Consider the following 987-nt stretch of genomic DNA (forward strand, 5'->3'; position numbering starts at 1 on the left):
CACCGACAACAGCGGATGAAGTCAAAAAAGCAGTAACCGTGCCAGATTATCCAAGTTCAAAAGGAACGCCAATAGTAACAGTAGATAATCCAAGTACATTACCGAACGGTAGAACACCAGGAGAATACACAGTACCAGTAACAGTGACATATCCAGATGGTACAAAAGATCATGTAAATGTACCAGTTAAAGTTGGTGATCCAGATAGCGGAAAATATGAACCGAAAGTAACACCAATCACAAAAGACTTTGGTACACCAACAATAGCAGATGATGTAACCAAAGCAGTGACTGTTCCGGATTATCCAAGCTCAAAAGGCACACCAACAGTAACAGTAGATAATCCAAGTACATTACCGAATGGTCAAACACCGGGCACATACACAGTACCAGTAACAGTGACATACCCAGATGGTACAAAAGACCATGTGGATGTACCAGTAACAGTAAAAGAACAACCAGACAAAGATAAATATGAACCATTTACTAAGGCAATTACTAAACCATTTGGTACGCCAACGACAGCAGACGAAGTTAAAAAAGCAGTGACAGTACCAAATTATCCAAGCAATAAACCAACACCAGAAGTAAGTGTAGATGATTCAAGTAAAATACCAGATGGAAATACTACAGGTACATTTACCGTGCCAGTAACAGTGACATATCCAGACGGTACTAAGGACCACACTAATGTAACTGTAAATGTTGGAAACCCAGATAGTGGTAATTATCCGCCAAAAGTGACACCAATCACAAAAGATTTTGGTACACCAACAACAGCAGATGACGTAACCAAAGCAGTGACTGTTCCGGATTATCCAAGTTCAAAAGGTACACCAACAGTAACAGTAGATAATCCAAGTACATTACCAGATGGCCATACACCAGGTGCACACAGCGTACCAGTGACAGTGACATATCCAGATGGTTCTAAGACCCATGTGGATGTGCCAGTAACAGTGAAAGAACAACCAGACAAAGATAAAT

The 987-nt window shown here is 40.6% G+C and carries 1 protein-coding gene; it reads left to right on the forward strand.

Going from position 1 to position 987, the window contains the following annotated elements; translation table 11 throughout:
* The coding region (locus HMPREF2864_RS08750) for a Rib/alpha-like domain-containing protein (RefSeq protein WP_256277705.1) at positions 1-987 on the forward strand (987 nt) is incomplete at both ends.

Source organism: Staphylococcus sp. HMSC059F04 (genome assembly GCF_001812565.1).
Taxonomy (GTDB): Bacteria; Bacillota; Bacilli; order Staphylococcales; family Staphylococcaceae; genus Staphylococcus; species Staphylococcus lugdunensis.